At 40.1% G+C, this 21,790-nt stretch carries 19 protein-coding genes and 1 riboswitch; of the genes, 13 read left to right on the forward strand and 6 right to left on the reverse strand.

Annotation, left to right across the window (positions count from 1 at the left end):
• Positions 1-361 precede the first annotated feature (361 nt).
• The 9 genes from IPM34_06615 (at position 362) to ggt (ending at position 8,956) form a co-directional block, all read left to right on the forward strand.
• Positions 362-814 (forward strand): hypothetical protein, encoded by a 453-nt coding sequence (locus tag IPM34_06615; protein ID MBK8955211.1) that lies wholly within the window; start codon positions 362-364, stop codon positions 812-814.
• On the forward strand, positions 717-2,513 hold the full coding sequence (locus IPM34_06620) for a T9SS type A sorting domain-containing protein (GenBank protein MBK8955212.1): 1,797 nt from the start codon (positions 717-719) through the stop codon (positions 2,511-2,513). The genes IPM34_06615 and IPM34_06620 overlap by 98 nt, the downstream gene beginning before the upstream one ends.
• A gap of 276 nt (positions 2,514-2,789) precedes the next feature.
• Positions 2,790-3,323 (forward strand): hypothetical protein, encoded by a 534-nt coding sequence (locus IPM34_06625; GenBank protein ID MBK8955213.1) that lies wholly within the window; start codon positions 2,790-2,792, stop codon positions 3,321-3,323.
• A gap of 297 nt (positions 3,324-3,620) precedes the next feature.
• A riboswitch (SAM riboswitch) is annotated at positions 3,621-3,716 on the forward strand.
• A gap of 56 nt (positions 3,717-3,772) precedes the next feature.
• Positions 3,773-4,219, forward strand: a complete 447-nt coding sequence (locus IPM34_06630; protein ID MBK8955214.1) for a hypothetical protein — start codon at positions 3,773-3,775, stop codon at positions 4,217-4,219.
• Between the two features lie 147 nt (positions 4,220-4,366).
• Entirely contained in the window at positions 4,367-4,879 is a 513-nt protein-coding gene (locus IPM34_06635; protein MBK8955215.1) for a hypothetical protein, read from the forward strand.
• Between the two features lie 72 nt (positions 4,880-4,951).
• Positions 4,952-5,722, forward strand: a complete 771-nt coding sequence (locus tag IPM34_06640) for an N-formylglutamate amidohydrolase (protein ID MBK8955216.1) — start codon at positions 4,952-4,954, stop codon at positions 5,720-5,722.
• A 154-nt stretch (positions 5,723-5,876) separates the two neighbouring features.
• The gene (locus IPM34_06645; GenBank protein ID MBK8955217.1) at positions 5,877-6,446 is read left to right on the forward strand and encodes a nuclear transport factor 2 family protein; all 570 of its coding nucleotides are present in this window, start codon (positions 5,877-5,879) and stop codon (positions 6,444-6,446) included.
• A gap of 207 nt (positions 6,447-6,653) precedes the next feature.
• The gene (locus IPM34_06650; protein ID MBK8955218.1) at positions 6,654-7,058 is read left to right on the forward strand and encodes a GNAT family N-acetyltransferase; all 405 of its coding nucleotides are present in this window, start codon (positions 6,654-6,656) and stop codon (positions 7,056-7,058) included.
• A 299-nt stretch (positions 7,059-7,357) separates the two neighbouring features.
• Positions 7,358-8,956: a gamma-glutamyltransferase gene (gene ggt, locus IPM34_06655; GenBank protein MBK8955219.1), complete on the forward strand. Its 1,599-nt coding sequence runs from the start codon at positions 7,358-7,360 to the stop codon at positions 8,954-8,956.
• Positions 8,957-9,084: 128 nt separating this feature from the next.
• On the opposite strand, the gene IPM34_06660 is transcribed toward ggt, so the two are convergent.
• From IPM34_06660 to IPM34_06685, 6 genes are all read right to left on the reverse strand, one after another.
• Positions 9,085-9,243 carry a hypothetical protein gene (locus tag IPM34_06660; protein MBK8955220.1) on the reverse strand — a complete coding sequence of 53 codons (159 nt, stop codon included), beginning with the start codon at positions 9,241-9,243 and terminating at the stop codon, positions 9,085-9,087.
• The gene (locus IPM34_06665) at positions 9,236-12,427 is read right to left on the reverse strand and encodes a hypothetical protein (GenBank protein MBK8955221.1); all 3,192 of its coding nucleotides are present in this window, start codon (positions 12,425-12,427) and stop codon (positions 9,236-9,238) included. Before IPM34_06665 ends, IPM34_06660 begins: the two co-directional genes overlap by 8 nt.
• Positions 12,428-12,628: 201 nt before the next feature.
• Positions 12,629-13,516, reverse strand: a complete 888-nt coding sequence (locus tag IPM34_06670) for a response regulator transcription factor (GenBank protein MBK8955222.1) — start codon at positions 13,514-13,516, stop codon at positions 12,629-12,631.
• Positions 13,517-13,540: 24 nt separating this feature from the next.
• Positions 13,541-14,569 (reverse strand): hypothetical protein, encoded by a 1,029-nt coding sequence (locus IPM34_06675; protein MBK8955223.1) that lies wholly within the window; start codon positions 14,567-14,569, stop codon positions 13,541-13,543.
• A 289-nt stretch (positions 14,570-14,858) separates the two neighbouring features.
• On the reverse strand, positions 14,859-15,797 hold the full coding sequence (locus IPM34_06680; protein ID MBK8955224.1) for a 2-dehydropantoate 2-reductase: 939 nt from the start codon (positions 15,795-15,797) through the stop codon (positions 14,859-14,861).
• 150 nt (positions 15,798-15,947) lie between these two features.
• Entirely contained in the window at positions 15,948-18,680 is a 2,733-nt protein-coding gene (locus IPM34_06685) for a CotH kinase family protein (GenBank protein MBK8955225.1), read from the reverse strand.
• Positions 18,681-18,867: 187 nt separating this feature from the next.
• Here IPM34_06685 and IPM34_06690 point away from each other — a divergent pair, with 187 nt between their 5' ends.
• From IPM34_06690 to IPM34_06705, 4 genes are all read left to right on the forward strand, one after another.
• Complete coding sequence (locus IPM34_06690; protein ID MBK8955226.1) at positions 18,868-19,929, forward strand: DKNYY domain-containing protein; 1,062 nt, start codon at positions 18,868-18,870, stop codon at positions 19,927-19,929.
• Positions 19,930-19,981: 52 nt separating this feature from the next.
• Positions 19,982-20,521 carry a GNAT family N-acetyltransferase gene (locus tag IPM34_06695; GenBank protein MBK8955227.1) on the forward strand — a complete coding sequence of 180 codons (540 nt, stop codon included), beginning with the start codon at positions 19,982-19,984 and terminating at the stop codon, positions 20,519-20,521.
• 72 nt (positions 20,522-20,593) lie between these two features.
• Positions 20,594-21,088 (forward strand): DinB family protein, encoded by a 495-nt coding sequence (locus IPM34_06700; GenBank protein ID MBK8955228.1) that lies wholly within the window; start codon positions 20,594-20,596, stop codon positions 21,086-21,088.
• 21 nt (positions 21,089-21,109) lie between these two features.
• Positions 21,110-21,766, forward strand: a complete 657-nt coding sequence (locus IPM34_06705; GenBank protein ID MBK8955229.1) for a DUF2238 domain-containing protein — start codon at positions 21,110-21,112, stop codon at positions 21,764-21,766.
• The last annotated feature ends 24 nt before the right edge of the window (positions 21,767-21,790 follow it).

Consider the following 21,790-nt stretch of genomic DNA (forward strand, 5'->3'; position numbering starts at 1 on the left):
GTTGTTAGTAATTGGTTATTATTAGTAATTAGTTATTAGTTATTAAGGTTTTTCCTGATTCTTGACACAAAGTCACCAAAACTCATGGGAGTACCGGGAATTTTGCTGACAAGATGAGCAGCACTGATCATTAATAAGTTAAATTGAAAAAGGCCGGGTTAATTCTTTTTTGATACGGGCCTTAGTCTGGAGTAGTTCATTACTGACATCAAGCAGCGAAATGGTCCTGAGTGGACTCATTATATATGGAATCGATTCTATAATTTTGGTTATGCAACAAAAGTCATTGTGCTTTTATTATTTGATCTTGATCGTAACAGCGCTGTATATTACCCCATGCCGTAGCCAGAATTGTCCCAACATGTCAACTCTTTGCTTTGAAGTGCCACTTACCTGTGGGGCCAATAACCTTGACAATTCTACTTGCTCTTTTGTATATCCATATCAATATTCGGGGGATCGATGCAATGAGCATTGTTCAAATTCCTCTGGTAATCAGGTGCATTATGCATTTGTTACCAATGGAAGCCCATTCACAATAATAATCAACTATGCAAATTGTATCAATATAGGCTATGCAGACAAGTTGGGTATAGATTTCGGAATAAGTACCGAATGCTGTGGCGGTACTACGGTATCCTGTCACAAATTAAGACCACCCACATATCAAACGAGTTTTACTGTTACCGGAGCAGTCCCTTGTAAGATTTATTGGATTGACATCTCCTGGATACTATGGTTCAATTTGCGATTATACTATAAATGTTACGGGTGGTCAAGCTCCGGTTCCATTGGTATTGAAAAATATAAATAACGATCCGGATAATATCGTTGATGTACCACAAGGAGCCTGTGCATTTAAATTTACCGTAGAACCCCGGGACGAACCTTGTGAAGGTTATTATGAATGGACATTTAAGGGAAGCCCATTAAACGATCACGACCGGGAAGTCAGACTTGATTTTCCATTGGAAGGGGATTTTGAATTGTGTGTTAAAGGCTATGTAGGAATTCCCGGATTTCATTGCGGAGAATCCGATGAGACCTGCACGACGATTCGCGTAACCCGGGATCAAGTCTATGGCCCGCCCCGTATTTTATGTAATGAATCGGCGGGATATAGATGGCACCAACAAAAAATAAACACCAGTGGGATATACCAACAGGTATTCTATGATCTCTGCCATGTATACGACAGTATCGTTGAGTTTATAATATTACCGAAACCTGAATCAGGCATCATCAACTATGTTTCCTGTTCTAAAAGTGAACCTTATTTGGATCCCATCCAAAAATTATATTATCGCCAGTGCACCCATAATAAAAAAATAATTATTCCTAAGTCAACCGAAGATTATGCATGCGACAGCAGTTATATACTCAATGTCGCTTTCATTGAACTGGAAAATACCTTTCATTTGAAATGCAAAAATGGCAATGTCTACATGACTGCAGATGTGGTGAATTATACAGACACCTGCGGAGTAGATATTCAGATGAATTTTAGTTATGCCTGGTTTGAAAAAATAAATAATGGCCTTGAATTTATCGGCAACGGGAGTGAATTGAAAATTTTGAAAAAAGGAAATTATCAATTGCATGTGTTGACACAATACCAATTGGGTACAGAATTTGGTTCCTGTACTCGTACATTTGATGAAGACATCGATGAAGATACTTATTTGACGAATCCTACAACCGGCTCACTCATTGGCAAAGCACAAGTGTGTAAAGCAGACATAGAATGTTATTCAGTCTTGGATTTGGTCAAAAATCCCTATGCATTTACATGGAGTGTAAATGAAGGAACCATCATTACACCCATGCCGGATACCTCCAAAAATGTTTGCGTGCAATGGGATAAAAACAGCACGGCCACCCATGGCCGTATTTGTGCAACCTATTCTGATTCCTGCTTCAGCAATATACAAGCCTGCCTGGATGTTGAATTTGGAAAATCCCAAAAAAATGTAGCGGGCCCGGATCAGCAATGGGGTGGAGTATTGGGTGCTAAAATGAATGCCCAAGGAAAAAAGGGGCTCTGGACCTATGAAGGCGGACCCGGCAATGCTTATTTTACAGATCCCACAGATCCAAAAACAAGAGTCAAGGTATCGCGTTTTGGGAGCTACACATTCAAATGGACAACCAACGAAGGAGATTGTGAGGTTTACGGATTTATGACCATCAATTTTTATATTGAGTTTCCGCAACACGAAGGAGAATATTACAAACCGTTTTACAATCTCGAAAATAAAGAACATCCCCTTAAAAACATCAAGGTCAATTACCTGAACAAACAGCTCATATTTTCCGTAGAACTTCCCAAGGGATCGAATTTCAGTTACGCTGTTTTTAACATGCAAGGACAGCTTATGGAGGAAGGCGATATCGTCAATGCGGAAAATAAAATTACAGAGCATTTGAGCTCCGGTTTAAGCCCTGGGATTTACTTTATTGTGATTGGGAATGGATCGTTGACTGCAGTGGAGAAGATATGGGTTCATGAATAAACGATAATGAAATTGTCCTTAGGTCAACCATGAAGTATACTCGTTTTGTATTTTATAATTCTTCTGCAAAGCTCATTCATCACGGTAATCTATTGCGGAGTAATCTGGAATAGCACTTTAACCATATGTCAGATTTAAGTGAAGTACAAAATGCAGCGGAAAATGTAAACGATGTGAGGCTACAAATTGGTGCGTTAACCAAGGCAAACAATGTAAATGCGATTGGTCAGCACCACCACCCCAGAGTATTATTGATGGTCATCTAGATTTTTTCGAATGAACACGGTTGTGATACAAGTATTGATTTTTATTTATAATACAATGATACCGGGAGGTATGCCTCCACCTCCTGGTACTTTTTCCTTAAATGACTCACTTTTTATTGATAAAACGCTTGTAAGTATTGAGGATTATTCAGAGTTTCTCTATAGTATTAAAGCATTTAATTTCAAAGAGATAGATATAAATAAATGTTTCCCCGATTCTAATATTTATTATAAAGGAACTAGATATTTAGAGACTAAGGACTATAAAAGGGTATGGCCCATTTTGAATTTAACCGAGAATCAGATGCAAGCGTATTGTAAATGGCGAAGTTGGGCTGTTACATATTGGAAAAATAATCCTTCGGCACGATCTTGTTCACATCCTTACTGGGAGGCGTTGGATACGCTCGATTCTGGTCATCAATTAGTAGTAGAATACTCCTTACCAGATAGTTTATTGCTATCTTCAATTAAATTAGTAAATAAAAATTTTATACCAGAAAGAGGGCAAGATATTAATTCGAAAACCAGAAAAAGATCATAAATAAGTTTAAGTCTGAAGCAGTTTATGGATTTCGTTGCATTGCAAAATATAAGCCAGTTATTAATTATTAATTATCCCAATCGCTGCATTAGAATTGAAAATATACTATATGCATAATGGTTAAGGCATAATGATCATACCTTACGCCTTCAGCCTTACGCCTTCAGCCTTAGGCCTTCAGCCTTAGACCTTCAGCCTTAGAATTCAGCCTTTAAGCGAAGAACCTGGATTCCATTGCATGAATTGGGATTATTAGTTATTAGATATTAGTCAGAAAGATGTTATCTTTATGGTAACTAATCGCATCCAGAATCCTTAAATGGATGCCAACCGAGTCGGGAGACCGCGGTGGCAAATTGATGTGGACACGGAATGTCAAAATAAAGTGCATGTCCCCGAATCATTTTTCTTGATGCCTTGAATTGATTTATTCATTTAAATCTATACGTATGGGCAAAATTTCAGTTGAGCGCGTCCTTCCACTTTTAATAGGTCAACCTGCTCCGGGGGTATTGGGGCTGTTGAGAAAAATAATTGTATTGCAATACAAAATGGATCATCCCGAAGAACAAAGTTTTTATTTTCAAATGGCTCTGAAATCGCATGAAGGCTATTTAAGGGAAATGAAAATCCGGTATTCCCAAATTTCGGATGACGTGAATACCCGAGATACCGATGACTTGATAAAGTCTATAACCGAACTTGAGGCCGACATCCAAAAACTTTTGAACAGAGAATTTTTATCGTTTTGCACCAGGGCAGGCATTGGATGGAAGCGGAGCGAGCTCAACTATCAAAAAGAGTTGTTGCGCATGAAAACGCAATTTGGGGTGCTTAAACCCCTGGATGAAATTTTAGAAGACGAAAAATATTTAATGAAAATATTTGCTGTTTGATCGGTTACGGTTTTACTTTTGATAAAGTGGTCATGATAAAATTTTGGACAATGCAATTTATAACCCGTAATCATTTTGTTATGATATATGCGTCATGCATTTCAGATCCGTCAATTCACTTCTTGAACCCGTAAATATTTCGCATCTATGAATGTCACAGCTAAGGATATTCTTTCGATTCCAGCATTTAAAATGGTGTTCGAACTGAAAAAATTTGAACACCGCCTTGCGCATTTTGTGGAATGGACCAATAAAGGTGGGCAATTATCAGCTTCACACGTCATCAAGCTCTTACTTCAGGAGTATCTGAAATACAGAGGGATTAGCATGGGGCGCCGGACAGTATGTTATGATTTCGCCTGGGCAGTCCTGGAAATATCTCCGGAACTTTGGAGCAACGATGAAAAACAATCTGGATTTTGCATCATGGGTGATCACTTGACTGATTATTTTCCGGATTATATAGAATCTCCTGATGATGATGTTGCGATTCTGAATGTTGGGGAGTATGTATCCGGGGCATTCAATATTTTAGATGAGGATATAGATCAAGATGATTTGAGAGCAGCATTCAGCTATGCTATGTATGTTTTTATGAATAGCCAGGATTGGGATGATTTGGACAGTATTGAAGTATGTTTGGAAGAAAACGATGCGTAATAAGTAAAATGCAAGTTGCCATGTATAAGTATGATTACATTTTTTTATATCAACTATTTGTAATATGGGAAAATGGATGTTCTTAGACAACCGATCATGGGAATGCAACTGGTTAAATCCGAATTACTGGCATCGTGTTTATTGCACATACCGCATTCATCTACTTATATTCCAAACCTAAATGGATTCAACGTAGTTGAATTGGAAAAGAACATTGAAATTCTGACCGATTGGGCGACCGATATGATTTTTAATGTGGACGGAATTGAAAAATTAATAAGCCCTTTTAGCAGACTTTATTGTGATGTTGAACGACTGCAGGATGATGATGAACCGATGTTTAAAATCGGAAGGGGGTATTATTATACCCATGGATTTGATGGCAAGGTATTGCGGGAATTAGTTGAATCTGACAAACTCAAAATTTATCGGGATTATTATTTGGAACATCATTTAAAATTAAAACGGGAAGTAGATAAACGGTTAAGTATCTTTGGTTCTTGTATAATTTTCGATTGTCATTCATTCAATGACCCACCTGTTGGATCGATATTGGAACATCCCTTATCGCCCGATATTTGTATTGGAACGGATACTTATCATTCACCCAATTATTTAATAGAATATACCGTTAATTATTTTAAAAATCTGGGATATTCGATCGAGCTTAATAATCCCTATTGTGGATGCATCATTCCGATGGAATACTATTTAAGAAAAGCCAACGTCAAGGGAATTATGATTGAAATAAATAAACGATTGTATATGAATAAAAATAAACTTCTAAGTTCTGAAGTAAACAAGCTTCGGTCGATAATGATCGATTATTTTGAAAACATGTAATACAGGAGGCGTCAAGAATTGATATCTACGAGTTTTCTTTTTTGAATAAATATTTAGGAAAACTAAGTTCATGAAGTAAGACCTTGTCGTTCTTATTTTATGATCATTTTAACCGGTAAGGGGATTATATTTGTATCGCAAAAAGAATATCAGCATGAGAAATCTTCAAGTCATTATGCGTAAAACTTCTAAAATTTCCTTTATTTGTATTGCCTGTTTTTTAATAGCCATATCCTGCAAGACCGAGGTGAATTCAACGGAAGAGAAAGAAGCCAGGCTTTCACCCATGGAATTGATAGCGGCTGCTCATGAGCTGGACAGTTTGTTTCTGGTGGCCTTCAATAAGGGGGATCTGGATGCCATCATGGCTTTGTATTGGAATGATCCCGGCACCAGTGCTTATCCTCCGGCAGCCATGCAACTCAGGGGATTTGATGCAGTAAAACATTCTTATCGCAAGTATTTTGAAGGAAATCCCGGCGCGAAGCTGGAATATGTAAGTACCAACAATGTTCCCTTCTCTGATGTGGTTTTGGGTCATGGGATTTTCCGGTACACCATGACCGGCCCCGATGGAAATCCCATCAGTTTTGATGGAAGGTACACGGAAATTAAAGCCTTGAAAAATGGCAAGATGGTGATCCTTCACGATCATACTTCATTGCCCATGCCAACGGAAGAAGGGGATTCGAGCCAGCAAAAGAAAACTGAGCCCATTCAGTAAATTAGATAGTGCAGGAACTATTGAAATACAAAAAAAATAGCCGGCTTGTCTGCTGTCATTGAAACCGAAAATCTCATTCTGGTATCAGGCGATCAGAAAATTCTGGAAGCTGCTATACAGGGAAGTACTATCAGATTGAATGAAGATACAAACCTTCAATTTAAGAATTGCAATTTTGCATTCGGACCGTCTCCATTTCAATGGGCATTGGATAAATTGCGTGAAAATCCGGATCATGTACACTGGCTCACGTATTTTGTTTGGCATCGCGAAGCCGGAAAAATAATCGGTTCGGGTGGATATAAAGGTATGCCCGACTCCAATGGATGTGTAGAAATTGGTTATGAGATTTTTCCTGAATATCAGAACCGCGGATTTGCAACTGAATTTGCGGAAGGACTTGTAGCCAATGCATTTACCAATCCAAAGGTGAACACAATCGTTGCGCATACCCTGTCAGAAGAAAATGCTTCTACCAGAATCCTTAAGAAAATCGGATTCAATAAATTAGGTGAAATCCACGATCCCGATGACGGATTGATTTGGAGATGGGAATTGGGAAAAGGCCTAAGGCGGAAAGCGGAAAGCCTCCATCCCGATAAAATTGCATAATATTTTAGTAAAGAAATAATTCTTTTTATTTTATCGGGCCTAAAAGCCTAAAAGCCTACATGCCTACATGCCTAAATGCCTCCACGCCTCCATGCCTCCACGCCTACATGCCTACACGCCTCCACGCCTCCACGCCTCCATGCCTGAATTTCGAAAAAAAAAATGTTTCTTTGATGTCCAAATTCAATATGAAATTCAGAATAAATACGACCAGAGTGATTGCCCGGGTGAAAAGAGTCCTGCTTGTATGTTCATGTCTTTGTACTTCACTGTGCGCTCAGGTTGATGGTAAGCAGTGCATGGTGGTTTCATCAAACATCCTGGCCTCGCAAATTGGCGTCGACATATTGAAAAAGGGAGGCAATGCCATCGATGCCAGCGTGGCTACCGCTTTTGCTTTGGCTGTAACGCATCCGGAAGCCGGAAATATTGGTGGTGGCGGCTTTTTGGTTTTTATGAATGATAAAGGCGATGTCTCGACCATCGACTTTCGCGAAAAGGCGCCACTGGCCGCGCATTCGAGGATGTTTATCGATCGCGATGGAAAAGTGATGGAGGATGAACTGCACAAAAGCGTAAGAGCGATAGGAGTGCCTGGTACGGTAGCAGGGCTTTATCTGGCCCATTCCAAATATGGGAAATTACCCTGGAAGGAACTGGTACAACCTGCAGTGAATCTGGCAAAGAATGGTTTTGTGATGAGCTGGGGATTGTACAAAGCGGCTGTGAAAATTGTAAAGCAGCGGTCAGCAGTTCCGCTTATGAGAAACTATTTCAAAAATGGAAAAGACGAAATTACCAAACCGGGTGATATTTGGAAACAGCCTGCCTTGGCGAAAACGCTGGAACATATTCGCGATAAAGGTCATGATGGATTTTACAGCGGACCCGTTGCAGAAGAAATCGCGAAGTTTATGGAGTGGAATGGCGGACTCATCACAGTCAAAGATCTTCAGAAATATTCAGCGATTGAGCGACCCGCCATTCATGGCAGCTATCGCGGATATGATGTTTATTCCATGCCGCCTCCCAGTTCGGGTGGTGTAGGACTTGTCGGGATGCTCCATATGGCGGAGATTCTACGCATCGATACCATCGCTTTCAATTCGGCATCATACATACATTTGTTAGCCGAGATCATGCGTCGCTCGTATGCGGACCGGGCAGCGTATTTGGGGGATCCCGATTTTAATCCGGATATGCCGGTTGAAAAATTGATTTCCAAATCCCATGCGAAGTCCCGCATTCAAAATATAGATTTGGATAAAGCCTCGGTCAGCGATTCTGCGAAATTTGATCAATTCGATGGTGGAGATAACACCACGCATTTTTCAGTCGTGGATAAAGATGGCAACGCAGTTTCACTGACTTATACCTTGGAATATTCCTACGGATCCGGAATGGGATCAGAAAAATTGGGGTTCATTTTCAATAACGAAATGGGTGATTTCAATCCGGAACCCGGTGTCACAAAAACCACAGGGCAGATTGGAACAAGGGCCAATCTCATTGCTCCTGAAAAAAGGATGCTGTCGAGCATGACTCCAACGATCGTTGCAAAAGATGGTAAGCCCTATCTGATCATCGGATCGCCCGGAGGAAGAACGATCATCAATACGGTTTTTCAATCCATCATAGGCGTCATTGATTATAAAATGAGCATGGGTCAAGCGATCGAGTCATTAAAAATTCATCATCAGTGGCTGCCCGATATCCTGGTCTACGAAAAACATTTGATGTCGCCCGACACCAAAGCCATTCTCGAAAGTAAAGGTCATCGTTTGCGTGCAGTGGACAATCTGGGTTCGTTGATGGGAATTTTATACGATCCGGTATTTCAGTTGTACACCGGTGCATCGGATTCTTCGAGTCCGGATGGGGGAGCGGTGGGGTATTGAAGAGGGAATAGAGATTGGAGAGCAAAGCTTAAAGCTTAAAGCTCAAAGCTCAAAGCTCAAAGCTTAAAGCTTAAAGCAAAAGGCTTAAAACTATCCATTACTAACAAATGTAAGTTAAAAACCAACAACTACCAACCAACAACCAACAACCAACAACTTTCATCTAACAACCAACAACTACCAACCAACAACCAACAACCAACAACCAACAACCAACAACTTTCATCTAACAACCAACAACTACCAACTAACAACCAACATCTAACAACTACTCCCCGTTTACTCAAACATTATTTTCGCGTAAGCGGTATTTCCTCTTTCGTCTCTTAAAAGTAAATAATACAAACCTGGTGAAAAATGCTGGCGTTCAATTCTCAATAATTTTTCTTTCCATGAATACAATTGTATAAACCGGCCTTCAGGAGAGAACAGTGAACCTGTGAGCTTCTTATACTGCCAGTCATCCGGAATAAAAATATCTGTATAATTACTTGCGGGATTGGGTACCGAAACGAATACCCGGTGAGCAATTGCATTTGATTCTTTGTTGCCCGTTAGTTGTTTTAGACGAAGCAAGGCTACATTCGTTAAAACGGGATCGTTGTAATCAAAATAGATACCGGCTGTATTTTGAATTAACGATCCGGCGTGTAAGCCGGGTTTTGGTTTGATGCTGTAAAGGATATATCCATGTGAATTTTGTTCGCTGAGATTGCTGTCCGGAAGATGGATGTCGTTGAAAAAGAACTCCAGTTTACCGCTTGCATCCAATTTGTAGGTATAGGCATGGCTGGCATCCATGGGAAGAAATGAAGACCAGTCTAAAGAAAAATCGAGTTTGTCTTCAATGCGGATGTTGAATGCGGTATCTGTACCGGTGTTCTGAAAACGAATGAGATATTGCAAGGAGGTGTCCGTGGAAAAGAAATAATCTGATGAGGAACCGGCGACAAATGCGGTTTTGTCGTTCGGATCAAACGAACCTATATTTTCATCGCAAACCCGGATGCTGTCCCGGATGGGAAGAAACAGATTGCATTCTTGCGGATTGTCGAGCCAGTACCGGATGCAGTGTTCTTCGCCAAGGCTGGCATTGCAGGATATTTTAAATTGAAAATGTATGGTGAATGATTTGCCAGGTTTAATTTCCGGAAGATTAAAAACCCATTCATTTCCCGTAACAGATGTTGGATTATGGGTAGCTTGAATGTTTTCAAAATATTGATCGAGTAGAACCGTAACGCTCGCATTTTGAGCAGCTATCGAACCTTCATTGCGAATCTTTAGGGTAGCCCAATTGTTGTCAAAACATCTGCGCAAACGCCCCATCACCAAACTTGAAAACAGATCGGCGCATTGTTCTAAGGGTTGTACCATCAAGTCGCGATAGTCATTCGTTTGATTAGGCTGTATATTTATTTGCTGGGGAAAATTGCAGGGCGACCAAATTAGAGAGGGACTTTGGAGTTGCATGTCGTACGTGCCAGCCGTGACATATGATTTGAATTCTCCTAATGGATTCACGGGAATAAGGATAGACCGGTTATTTCCTTTGAGGGCAAGTTGAAAATTGCCGGATTTGTTTTCAAAGCTATCCCTGATGCAATTTTGAATATCATCTGTCAGGATGTTCCCTGAAATGAGGCTGTTGGCTTCATCAAATTTTCCTGTATATTTATACAAGGGAGAATGATTAACCCATCCATACAAGGTGTCGTTGTCGCCTCGATGTAACTTAATTCTACTGCTGTTGGTCCATTGAATTCCACTCAGATTGATGTAGCGAATTTCATTGGTAAGAATATTTGTAACTTTTACACTTGAAGTGTTTCCACCGGATTGCGTATAGATATTTTCAAATTCGTCAATATATAGGACATTTTCATTATCAGCCGGTAGAAATTTTTGCGTTGTGGCTCCGAAATCTGTTGAGTACATCTGGTGGTAATCAAAATTTTCATCGCGGGCATACCACCAAAATACATTGTTTTGGGTAAGTGTAATGCCATAGATATCATCAATTCCTTTAGCCAAAAACTTATTCCATGATAGTCCATAATCTAAGGAATAGTACATCGTATCAGGATATTGAGACGTGCATAAAATATTTTGTCTGGACAAAAACAGATCGAAGCCTCTGGGAAATTCCACGAGATCTCCTACGATCATCCAGTTGTCACCTTTGTCGTAGGAAATGTAAGACTTATCGTAGGCAATTTGAATGAGGTGTCCCTGAACATTTTTAAAGAGTTTAATACTTGATCCGCCCGGATAGGGTTTTGAGTACGTTGTTTCGAATAAGTCATGACTAAAATACAGGCTGTCTGGAGTTGCATACATCATTGTGCCGTCTTCCCATAAATACAATTCATAGTTTCGGTTTAGGTTTATTTTTTGCCATTGTTGTCCTCCGTCTGAGGAAAACTGATAATTGTAAACATTGTTACTCAAGATATTTCTTTGACCTACCTGTTGGACAGAAGAAATTTGTGGCTCTACCAGCGGCAACTCAATTGAATAAATTTCAGACATGGCATTCAGATAAGTTGAAAGTCCATCGTTGTCAAATAATATAGCATCATCATATGACTTAGATAACCTTGTTCGATAATCTATATTTATATAACCAACGATTTTATAATTAAGATCATTAGTCCAAGTTATACCCCCATCATTAGAGCGATATACAACAGAAGATCCAAATCCAAGTAAAGTATTGTCTTTTAAAGCAATTATTTTATCAATATAAATTCCAGAGGCTAAAGTTCTTTTAGTCCAGGTATTACCAAAATCATTTGAAACAAACAATTCACCATCATAGTCAAATAAAGTATTGGAGGTTTGGTGGTAAAAAAGATTTCTACAACATCGGGAATTGGATATTTTTTGAAGATTAGAACCATCGTCATTGAATTTATAGATTTCACCAGAAGCACCTAATGTTCTTCGAACAAAATTTTGGTTATTGCCCAGACAGAGAAACTCAACGCTGTGGGTCCACCAGCTCTGACGGTTTGAAGTGCCGGTTGCCATGTTGAAAACATAAAAATAGTTTTTGCTTCCGTAATAAATGCTGCGGCCATCCGGAGAAAAATTAAAATCTTCAATTTCATCCAGGGAGCTGGTAATCTTGGTCCACATCTTAGCGACGGGCTCCCATCTGTAAAGTTCTTTTGTATGGCATAAAAACACCTCACCGATTGGAGATTCTTTGAGTATTGTATAAGTACCAGCAAAACCAGCTGGAAGGCCCATTTCTATGCGACTCCATGACTTGCCTCTGTCCGTTGAAAAAAACATTTTGCCTGTCGCAGTAAAGCAATAGATTTCGCCTTTATCCCGAGTTATTACTGAAGTTTCAATGGAGGCACCAACCGGCCCGGAAAATTTTTCCCAACTTTGTGCATAAATGATTTGAATACATGTCGTTTCTATGAGTACAAAAACGAACAGTGTTATAATCTTTCTCATGTTTAAAAATAATTGAGATGTGATACAAAATGCATTTTCCAATGCAGACAGATTTGCATAGGGCAAATGCGCTGGCTACCAAAGATAACTTTCTTTTTACTCAAATCGAAGTATTACTTGAGTTTTTATTGTAAACTTTAACATTTGAAGGAGCAGGGACTAATGGATGCCCGAAAGTTGATTTCATTAATTTCAACGCACTCAAACTGTCTTGCACTCCAATCGGTAACCTATACCATGAATGGAAGTAATGCTGAGACTTGAGTCTATCGACAATTTTTTGCGCAACCTCGACACAAAAACATCCAGGCTCCTTCCCACTAAAATACCTTCGTCTGCCCACACTTCCTGCAGAATGAGATCTCTTTCCAGTAGTTGATTTGGGTTTGTGGCCAGCAACTTTAACAATTTTGTTTCTCTGAATGTAAGCGTTTGCCGTTGATCGCCGCAAATCAGGATTTGGTTTTCGACATCCAGTTTGGAATGTCCGAAGGTGAGTCCATCCGGTTCGGTCGGTTTCTCTTGCGTTTCACGAATGGGTTTGTGTTTTTTGTAAAACCATAAACTTACCAAACCCATTAATACAAAGAGGACCCACGCCAGTTTCATTGGACCGGCACTTGAAGACTTGCGTTCGCCAATGAAACTGATTTCAATATATCTGCACGCATCGGGTAGCTCGCGACCCTGGCAGGGTACCTGATTTTCATTTAAAAAATCAGACTGATGATAACCCAATACAATAAGCGAATCTTCGCAATTCCGAATCTTTACACGGTAAGCCTGTTGGATGCCATAAAGATCAAGCGAAGCCTGCAATAAAAACGGAAGTTGTTCGTATCTGAAGTCGCGTTCCAATCTGACTTGCCAAACGCCTTCCTTCACTTGTTCGACGATGGGTATTCGGCTGGTGCTGTCGCCGGATGCCCGCAAGAGTCCATCCGCTGTGCGCCGCAAAGCCAGGTTGATGTTTTCGGATGAATCGGTTGTAAAATCCGTCGAATCAGCTCTCAAAACCAAAGCTGGCAAAAGGAGTCCTGCTATAATAAAGATGCGTATTCGTTTAGGGCACGTGTCAAAGAGAAACATCCTTCAAAAATACGGCTATTTATGTTAGCAGCCTTTATTTGCTTTAACGGCATAGATCACTTTGCCTGTTGTTGTAAAATTAAAAATCTGATTTTCTTTGTGAGTAAACACTCGTGTCCATGTTTTACCCTGGTCTGCAGAACGAAAAATTCCTGCATCTATGCTGCACACTAGAAATTCACCTGCCTTGGCTACATCATTAATAAACCATGTGGGATTGCTGTTGCATTGAGCCTGATAAACAAACCGACCGGCGATCAGGCGTTCGTCTATTCGCTTCCAGGTTTTTCCAAGGTCGGAAGAAATCAAGAGCTTGTTCGCCATTTCTTTTGGATTGGAATGGGCTTTTTGCTGTGGCCCTTCTTCGTAGGTAATGGCAAATACCTGGTCGCCGATGATCCCCATATTGCGAATTACATTGGATTCTTTGAGGACGCGTTGCCAGCTTTCGCCATGATCGGTTGACTTGAATATTCCTTCAAAACTGCTGGCCAGTATCATGCCCTCATACTGGATGAGATCTAAAACTTTTTCATCCGCCAATACCTTGAACCAGCTTTGGCCATTGTTGCCGGACTTGAATATTCCATGATCGGAGCCGATGAATAGAGCTCCGTTTGGCGTTTCGAGAAAGGACCACTTCCAAACTTCCTTCAAATTTTTAAATACGGGCAGCCAGGTTCCTGTATTCATATATTCTTTGTAAAAGCCATTGTCGAAATTCCGGGCATAGTTGCCTGAACGACCTTTGAATACGGAAGAGATTTTATCGTTCAGGAACATGTCTTTTTTCCAGGAAGGATTTTTTAATCCTGTCTGACTGCGATAAATGCCACTGGCCGAGCTGAGGATGATTTCGCGGTCATCCGAAAAAATATCTGTGACCTCTAATTGGGACGGCAACCCGGAACTTACATCCTGCCAGGTCAAACCTCCATCGGTAGATTGGTACACGAGGTCGAATGCTGAAGAACATTTGGGTTCGTGGATGAACCCGCAAGGGATGGATGATTGCCAGAATAACAAACAAATAAAAACAATTTTTGATAACATATGATTGGGTTTTAAAATGAATGTCTCAAAAGTACTGGTCGGTCGATTTTATGCTGATTTTTGGATGTAAAAGGATGTAACATAAATGTAAAACTATATTTCAGGGGTGAAATGATTGGATTTTCACGAGAAATTGGTACTTTCTCAGGCCACAAGCAATTATTTTCATTTTAGGAATGGCCAAGGTAGAGTGGTCTATGCGACGCGTTTCGGTTTAGAAAAAAAACGGTTTGACTCTATGACCTCTTTTTGAATGAATCCAATTTGCCATCGGGCTGGATTAAACTACTTATAGGCCACTTTTCTGCATGAGCAGATCATAAGCTTTTATATAGGTCGGAGTCTCCAAATTGTATTTTCGACCCTGGTTTATAACATAAGCCGTTAATGATTGCAATTCATTTTTTGGATTGTTGTTTTTAAAGTCGGAATGCATGGAAGATGTTGCACTAAAAGGCAATCCTTTTAATTTGTTTATGGTTTTCTCAGCTATATGCTCTGAAATTGCAATCTGATTGGCCAAAGCTATTTGTATAACCTCCTCAATCAATTGAGTAAGCAATGACAAATACCCGGTTTCGGAAAGAAGTTCACCTATGCATTTGTCGAGATAGGAGGTAGCTGTTGCTGTCGGAGAAATGAAAATATATTTTTCCCAGATAATAGTCGAGATGGTGGTTGAAAGAGATGCTTCAATGTTTGCCCTCTTTAACAAATTTTCAAGCAAGTGCAATCGGTCATTTACAAGATGGTCAAGTCCGAAATAAAGCGTTTGGATGTTTCCAATATTTTCAACGACTCCAACTTGCTTCAAACGGGAAACGATATAAACACAACCGTCTAATACCATGTTGGCGGGTAGAATTTTTTTAATGCGTTCCCTACTGTCAACACCATTGAGTAAGGGTAAAATTATGGTGTCTTGATTTATACAAATTTGTAATTGTTGAATAATTGTTTCCAGGTCGTAGCTTTTCGTGGCAATGACTATAAAATCAGCTATTCCAATTTCAGCGGGATTATCTGTTACAAGGTGTGGTTTGGCTATAAATTCCTGACCACCTTGGATTACTTTGAGTCCATTTTTTCGTATTTCTTCAAGGTGCGCCCCTCGTGCAATAAAATTAATTTCAATATGATCATGGTTATCATAATGATGAGCTAAGAGTCCGCCGAAGTAGCCACCCACTCCGCCTATTCCTGCGATAATTATTTTCGTTTTGCTCATCGTTGTCAGCTTGTCATCAAGTAATCTTTAGGAACGGAATGTTTATTGATAAACCCGGAGTTTGAAATCTACCCAAAATCTTCATTGATCATGAATCATTCTTAAAGGGCTTTCATCGGGAAGTAATAAATTGAGCTCAAGATTAAATCCCTAATCGACTATGACCTTAAACACAGTTCCACCTGAATCCGTAATCAACTTTCCAAAATAAATTCCTTTCTCCAAATGTTCAATTTGAATACTTTGAACATCTGTTTGGTTTGAATTTCTGTAAAAGGAATAGACCAAAGAGCCCGCTCCCGAGTAAAGCAGAAGAGATTGTATAGAATGGTCACTGGTGATCTGGAAAGTACCTGAATTTGGGTTTGGCAATATTTGTACAAGGTTTGAATGATGATCTGCATTGCCAACCGGATTGCAGAGCACTTGAAATAATTTCGTGCAGCTGTTGCTATCGCTTACTTCCAAGGTTACGAGGGGTTCGGCGGTTTCAATGGTATCCGCTGTGCTTCCGGTGCTCCACAAATAAGTGTAGATTTGAGCCAGATCTTCCGGAATAAAATACAGCTTACAGGTATTGGCTGTTGAACCGGGCACTGCTGCGATCTTTCCCTGAATATCAGGATGACCCGTTATATCTTTTGAAGCAGTAGCCTTACAACCATATTCATTGCTGATGCGAACTGAATAGTTCCCAGGTTCAGATAGCTTTATGGTTGCGGTGGTATCTCCGGTGTTCCACAAGTACTGACTAGCAGGTGAGGCCTGAAGTTCAATGCTGTCTCCCGGACAAATTCCAAAGGGTCCCGAAATATGGACTACTGGTACTGGATTTACCTGAACCGTAAGTTGCTTGCTAACGAGCGTTTGTTCTTTGCAATTCAAATCCAATTGAATAGAATACTTACCGGGTGTATTGAACGTAAACAATAAATGGTGATCCTGATGAAGTGCTGTATGCGGCCAACTGCTGTTGAGTTCAAGAGCATGGAGGGGATATCCCAATTTAACAAGTGAGGAGTCATTCAGAAGGAGGGAATCTTGCAGACATAGTTGATAACTCACTGAATCAGGCCAGTTGTTATTCAGAATAACAGGACTATTGGCAGCAACTCTTGTAATTCTATGGTTCCTGTTTAGATTGTAATCATTGTCATTGGGTAAGCTTATTTTTTCTTTACTCATCAAAAATGACAAGGCATCGTAGCGCACGACGAAAAAATAGGATTGATGGGGAATGGCTTTTGTAAACAATACACCCACATTAAAATGGGTATCTACCACAACACTGTCGGATCTCAGGAAGGCAGCCCGCCTTTCAATCAATTGGGTAGAATCATTGCCATCGCGCAATTCGACAAGGACCCAGCGCAAAATATCAGGAGGAATGGTTTTTACGGATTCTGTGCCCGCATAATTAAACGGAGAAACATGAAAGGGCTGTGTTTTGGATAGCGGGGGTCTTAATCCGCTAAAACATTCCGGATCAAGTGGAATTTCTAATTTAGCAACGGGAGGAGGAGGAATGCAACGCCCTGTTAAATTGGCATCCATCCAGTTCAGCCGATTGCGTATCCATGTTTTGAGTCGATTCATTTCATCCGGATAAGAACTCGCGATATAGGCATTGAAGCCCCCGGGATTGGTTCCCAGGATTCGCCACTTCGCAAAATGTCTTTTTTGCGCAGCATCCAGGGTATCGAATGCATAATGGTTTAATAAACTAAAAAGATAATGGGTATCGAGAATGGTTTTTCTCAACTCCAGGTATCTGCATTTCACGGCATTGGTGTAATTGCTATCCTGCAATAACCTTCTCCACATCACCGGAGTGGGAAGAGTGGCTGGCATGCATCCGTCGTACATCCAACCGTTCGTTTGGGCACCCGAACAAAAACTCGCATTGCCAAACGCAAAATTGTAATCCCATACGGGTCCCGCTTTCAATTGCCCTTTACTTCCATCTTCTTCGAGCTTTTCTTTGTAGAAAAAGCTGCTTGCTTTATAAGCATCGATGTTGCGCGACAATTCGGTGAGCAAAAAATAATCGATGAAGGAATTGACGCTCAAATATTTTCGATATCCGTTTTTGGGGTCGGCAAATCCGGCAGAACTGATCGACAATTCAATTGAATCGATATAACTTCGAATGTAATTTTGTTGTTTCAGTTTGATGTCATCCGATTCGGGGTAATGGTACAACCAGGTGATGTCCGTGTTTGTCGTTGATTTTACTTTGGAAACAAAGCTCAGATCCGAAGCATTGTTCTTTTTGTCGATCTTCATGATATACCCCCCGGTCAGGTCCCGCCCTGCTGTATCTTCAGCTGTGAGCTTTGCGATGTCCACGCGGTCAGCACCTCTTTTGATGGATTCCATCATGATGTAAATTCCAACATATTCATTGTTGAGGATCACTTCACAAAATCGCGTGCGGGGTCCCCAGTGGCCCATGTTATTCCAAAGATGGTAAGTGAGGACATTCCTCAACATGCTGATATCATTGTACGGAGCATACAACACCCAATCTTCTTCTTCGGGCATACCCAAAATAGATGCATCGAGATCTTCGCCGGTCGTGCTGTCTCTCAACTCCAGTCCATATTGCTTTTGCGGATAAAACTGAGAGCTGTTTCCCCGGATCTCAATAGCAATGAAGTTGTTGTAATTAAAATTTTTGTCGGTTACCTTGTTTATTTTGCCGCGCTCATTATCGATGATTTTCATATGCGCCAGAATTTTAGGTTCATTGACTATGGTCTTGCCACGAGTATCAATAATGCAGATGGGCAGGTTGGAAGAATCGAGCCTGACGACCTGGGCATGTATGGAAAAACTGAATAAACAAATAGCCATTATGGATTTGGCGAGCAGAGTTTTCATTTTCAAACTTTATAAATCAAAAGTAGGATTTATTATGCAATTTCTATGAATAGTAGGATATTGCAGTTGACTTGGAGTAAATGCATGAATTTTCTATGGATGATTGTAAAATAAGTTCATGTCGGAATGTGCTGATTCCCCCTCGTTGCCCTTTGTATCAAATATTGCAAATTTTTTAACTAAACCTATGTTTAATCTATTTACAGTTTTAGGATTGCTCGTTATTTTCGGCCTTATTTTCATGAGCTGCCAATCGAAAAGCCATTCCAAATCAAAAGCAAAGGATACCGGAGAATTTACCATTAAAGGGAATCAGGTGTTTTTTGAGGATACTGAAATATCCGGCATGGACGGAGCTACTTTTCGCATTTTAGATGACTATTATGCCAGAGATTCAGTAGCTGTGATCTGGTATGAAACCTATCGCAAAAGCAGCGATTATTTTACCAGCAAGAATATCAGAATCAAAAAACTGGAAGGGGTAAATCCGGATCAATTTCAGGTATTGGGTTATGGTTATGGCAAAGATCCCTTTAAGTTATTTCTTAACGGCGAGCAAGCGGAGATTCATGATCTGATTAGCTTTCGGCTTGTAAACGATATTTTTTATGCAGACAAAGATTTTGTGTACGCCTACCATAAAAAGTTGGAAGGGCTGGACGGACCTACATTTGAGATGGCCCAATCACATTACGCAAAAGATAAAAATCACTATTACTTTATCCAAAATGAAGCAGAAGGTAAAAAGCAGCTTCAAAAAATAGATTGCGATGAGCACACATTTAAAATCCTGGATTATCCCTATGCCGTGGATCAGGAGAAAGTGTTTTATAAAGATCAGCCAATTCCCGGATTAAGACCTTCGGGATTAAAGTTATTGGGTCATGGCTATGTATCTGACGGCTCGGCGGTTTATTTTGAAAAAGTGCAAATTAAAGAAGCTGACGCAGTTAGTTTTTCAGTGTTTGCTGAAAACGATAATTTTCTGGGTAATTTCGTACTGGCCAAAGATAAGAATCATGTATATCTTCAAAACAAGATTCACAAGCTCGTGGATGCTTCTTCTTTTCAAATTCTCAACGATGCTTACAATAAGGATGCGAAGCATGTTTTCTATCGGGATAAAATTGTAACTGGCGCAGATCCTGCAACATTCGAGGTCTTTCCGCATGCGATGGGCGATGCGGATGCACGAGACAGCCGGTACCATTATTTTGAAGGCGAACGAGTTTCCAAAAGAGAGGATTGATCCATATGTTAAAATAAAATGCTGGGAGAGGACCTGACGAGAATTGTGAATTATGAACAGGGCAAATGAATTTACAGAACCGGTGACCGTGAGAAGAGTGAGTTCTTCAGAACTTGAGCAGCTCAGCGAAATCAGCAGAAAGACTTTCCTGGATAGCTTTGGGGATTTGAATACTAAAGAGAATATGGACCTCTATCTCGATAAAGCCATGCGTATTGACGTATTGGCTCAGGAGTTGGAAAACGCCCAATCTGAGTTTTATTTTTCTCTGCTCGGGGATTTGATTTGTGGATATTTAAAATTGAATTATGGAGATGCACAAACTGAATTTAAAGGGAGAAATTCCGTTGAAATCGAACGGATTTATGTTTTAAAGGAATTCCAGGGCAGGAAGATAGGTCAGGTATTTGTGGATTTAGCCATTCAAAAAGCAAAATCCAATCATGCAGAATTTTTATGGTTAGGGGTTTGGGAGAAGAATATCAGAGCTATTGATTTTTATAAGCGTCAAGGATTCCATCTCTTCGGCGAACATGACTTTTATTTAGGCAAGGAGAAGCAGACAGATTTGTTGTTGAAATTATTTTGGTGAAAATATTTTTAAAATACATAGTGGTTTAGGCCAGAGTGGTGGCCGTGGACCCTGTTCATTTAATAAAAGTATATGAATTATTCAAGAGCTATTGCAAAGCATTTTCGCGACGTTTTTTTTGGTGGAAACTGGACCTGTGTCAATTACAAAGATGTGCTGCAAGATGTGAATTGGGAACAAGCCAACAAGCAGATATTTCAATGCAATTCTATTGCAGTTTTGGTGTATCACGTAGACTATTACATACGTGCGCAGCTCGATATCTTAAGTGGAAGACCTTTAACATCCAAGGATGCAGAGAGTTTTAAGTTGCCCGGGATCCAAGGTCCACAGGATTGGGAAGATTTACTGGCAGGCACCTGGAAAAACGTAGAGGAGTGGATTGAAAAAGTTGAACAATTGCCCGATTCTGAGCTGAACCATGTTTGTGTCGATGAGAAGTATGGCAACTATTACCGGAATTTGCACGGTATTATCGAGCACACGCATTATCATTTGGGCCAGATCGTTTTGATTAAAAAAATAATCAGCCTGAAGGATGAACGAGCTATTGAAAATTCTGAATAGATTTACTAAAATTTGTGCCTTATGCGTTTTACCCTTGCAATTTCTGAAGACAGGACTACTTTTCAGAAAAATTATTGGCTGTGGACTTTTTTGGCTTTGTTTATCATCCTTTGGGCCAATACCTTATTGGGTACAACGGATATCCATAACTGGCTGCTTGAAAATACGCTGACGTTCATCTGTTTTGGTTTGTTGATCTACACTTATAAAAAATACAAATTCAGCGATCTGAGTTACTTGCTTATTTTTTTGTACCTGTGTCTTCATGTTTATGGCTCCAAATATACCTATGCAGAAAATCCACTGGGTTATTGGCTGCAGGATCTGTTTGATGCGGAGAGGAATCACTACGACCGGATTGTCCATTTTAGTTTCGGTTTTTTACTGGCTTATCCTGTGCGCGAGATGTTTCTTGTGGCTTTAAAATATCCGAAATGGGTGGCCTGGCTATTGCCCATCGAGATGACCTTATCCATCAGTGGATTGTACGAACTCATCGAATGGGCAGTTGCAGATTTATTTTTTCCCGCGCAAGGCATGGCTTATCTTGGGACACAGGGAGATATCTGGGATGCTCAGAAAGATATTTTCCTGGCATTTTCAGGAGCTTTATTAGCGACCACGATCGTTTCCGTGTTGAAAAAATATTTAAAAATTTATGGCAAGGATGGGCAATGAGTTTTTCGAATGTTTTCTTTAAGA

The sequence above is a fragment of the Saprospiraceae bacterium genome, assembly GCA_016716185.1.
GTDB lineage: Bacteria > Bacteroidota > Bacteroidia > Chitinophagales > Saprospiraceae > Vicinibacter.

What these genes read in the sequence shown, in the direction of transcription:
- IPM34_06615 (MBK8955211.1), top strand. Translation starts at nt 362, where the DNA reads ATGTCAACTCTTTGCTTTGAAGTGCCACTTACCTGTGGGGCCAATAAC.
- IPM34_06625 (MBK8955213.1), top strand. Translation starts at nt 2,790, where the DNA reads ATGAACACGGTTGTGATACAAGTATTGATTTTTATTTATAATACAATG.
- IPM34_06630 (MBK8955214.1), top strand. Translation starts at nt 3,773, where the DNA reads ATGGGCAAAATTTCAGTTGAGCGCGTCCTTCCACTTTTAATAGGTCAA.
- IPM34_06635 (MBK8955215.1), top strand. Translation starts at nt 4,367, where the DNA reads ATGAATGTCACAGCTAAGGATATTCTTTCGATTCCAGCATTTAAAATG.
- IPM34_06640 (MBK8955216.1), top strand. Translation starts at nt 4,952, where the DNA reads ATGGATGTTCTTAGACAACCGATCATGGGAATGCAACTGGTTAAATCC.
- IPM34_06645 (MBK8955217.1), top strand. Translation starts at nt 5,877, where the DNA reads ATGAGAAATCTTCAAGTCATTATGCGTAAAACTTCTAAAATTTCCTTT.
- ggt (MBK8955219.1), top strand. Translation starts at nt 7,358, where the DNA reads ATGGTGGTTTCATCAAACATCCTGGCCTCGCAAATTGGCGTCGACATA.
- IPM34_06665 (MBK8955221.1), bottom strand. Translation starts at nt 12,427, where the DNA reads ATGAGAAAGATTATAACACTGTTCGTTTTTGTACTCATAGAAACGACA.
- IPM34_06670 (MBK8955222.1), bottom strand. Translation starts at nt 13,516, where the DNA reads ATGTTTCTCTTTGACACGTGCCCTAAACGAATACGCATCTTTATTATA.
- IPM34_06675 (MBK8955223.1), bottom strand. Translation starts at nt 14,569, where the DNA reads ATGTTATCAAAAATTGTTTTTATTTGTTTGTTATTCTGGCAATCATCC.
- IPM34_06680 (MBK8955224.1), bottom strand. Translation starts at nt 15,797, where the DNA reads ATGAGCAAAACGAAAATAATTATCGCAGGAATAGGCGGAGTGGGTGGC.
- IPM34_06685 (MBK8955225.1), bottom strand. Translation starts at nt 18,680, where the DNA reads ATGAAAACTCTGCTCGCCAAATCCATAATGGCTATTTGTTTATTCAGT.
- IPM34_06690 (MBK8955226.1), top strand. Translation starts at nt 18,868, where the DNA reads ATGTTTAATCTATTTACAGTTTTAGGATTGCTCGTTATTTTCGGCCTT.
- IPM34_06695 (MBK8955227.1), top strand. Translation starts at nt 19,982, where the DNA reads ATGAACAGGGCAAATGAATTTACAGAACCGGTGACCGTGAGAAGAGTG.
- IPM34_06700 (MBK8955228.1), top strand. Translation starts at nt 20,594, where the DNA reads ATGAATTATTCAAGAGCTATTGCAAAGCATTTTCGCGACGTTTTTTTT.
- IPM34_06705 (MBK8955229.1), top strand. Translation starts at nt 21,110, where the DNA reads ATGCGTTTTACCCTTGCAATTTCTGAAGACAGGACTACTTTTCAGAAA.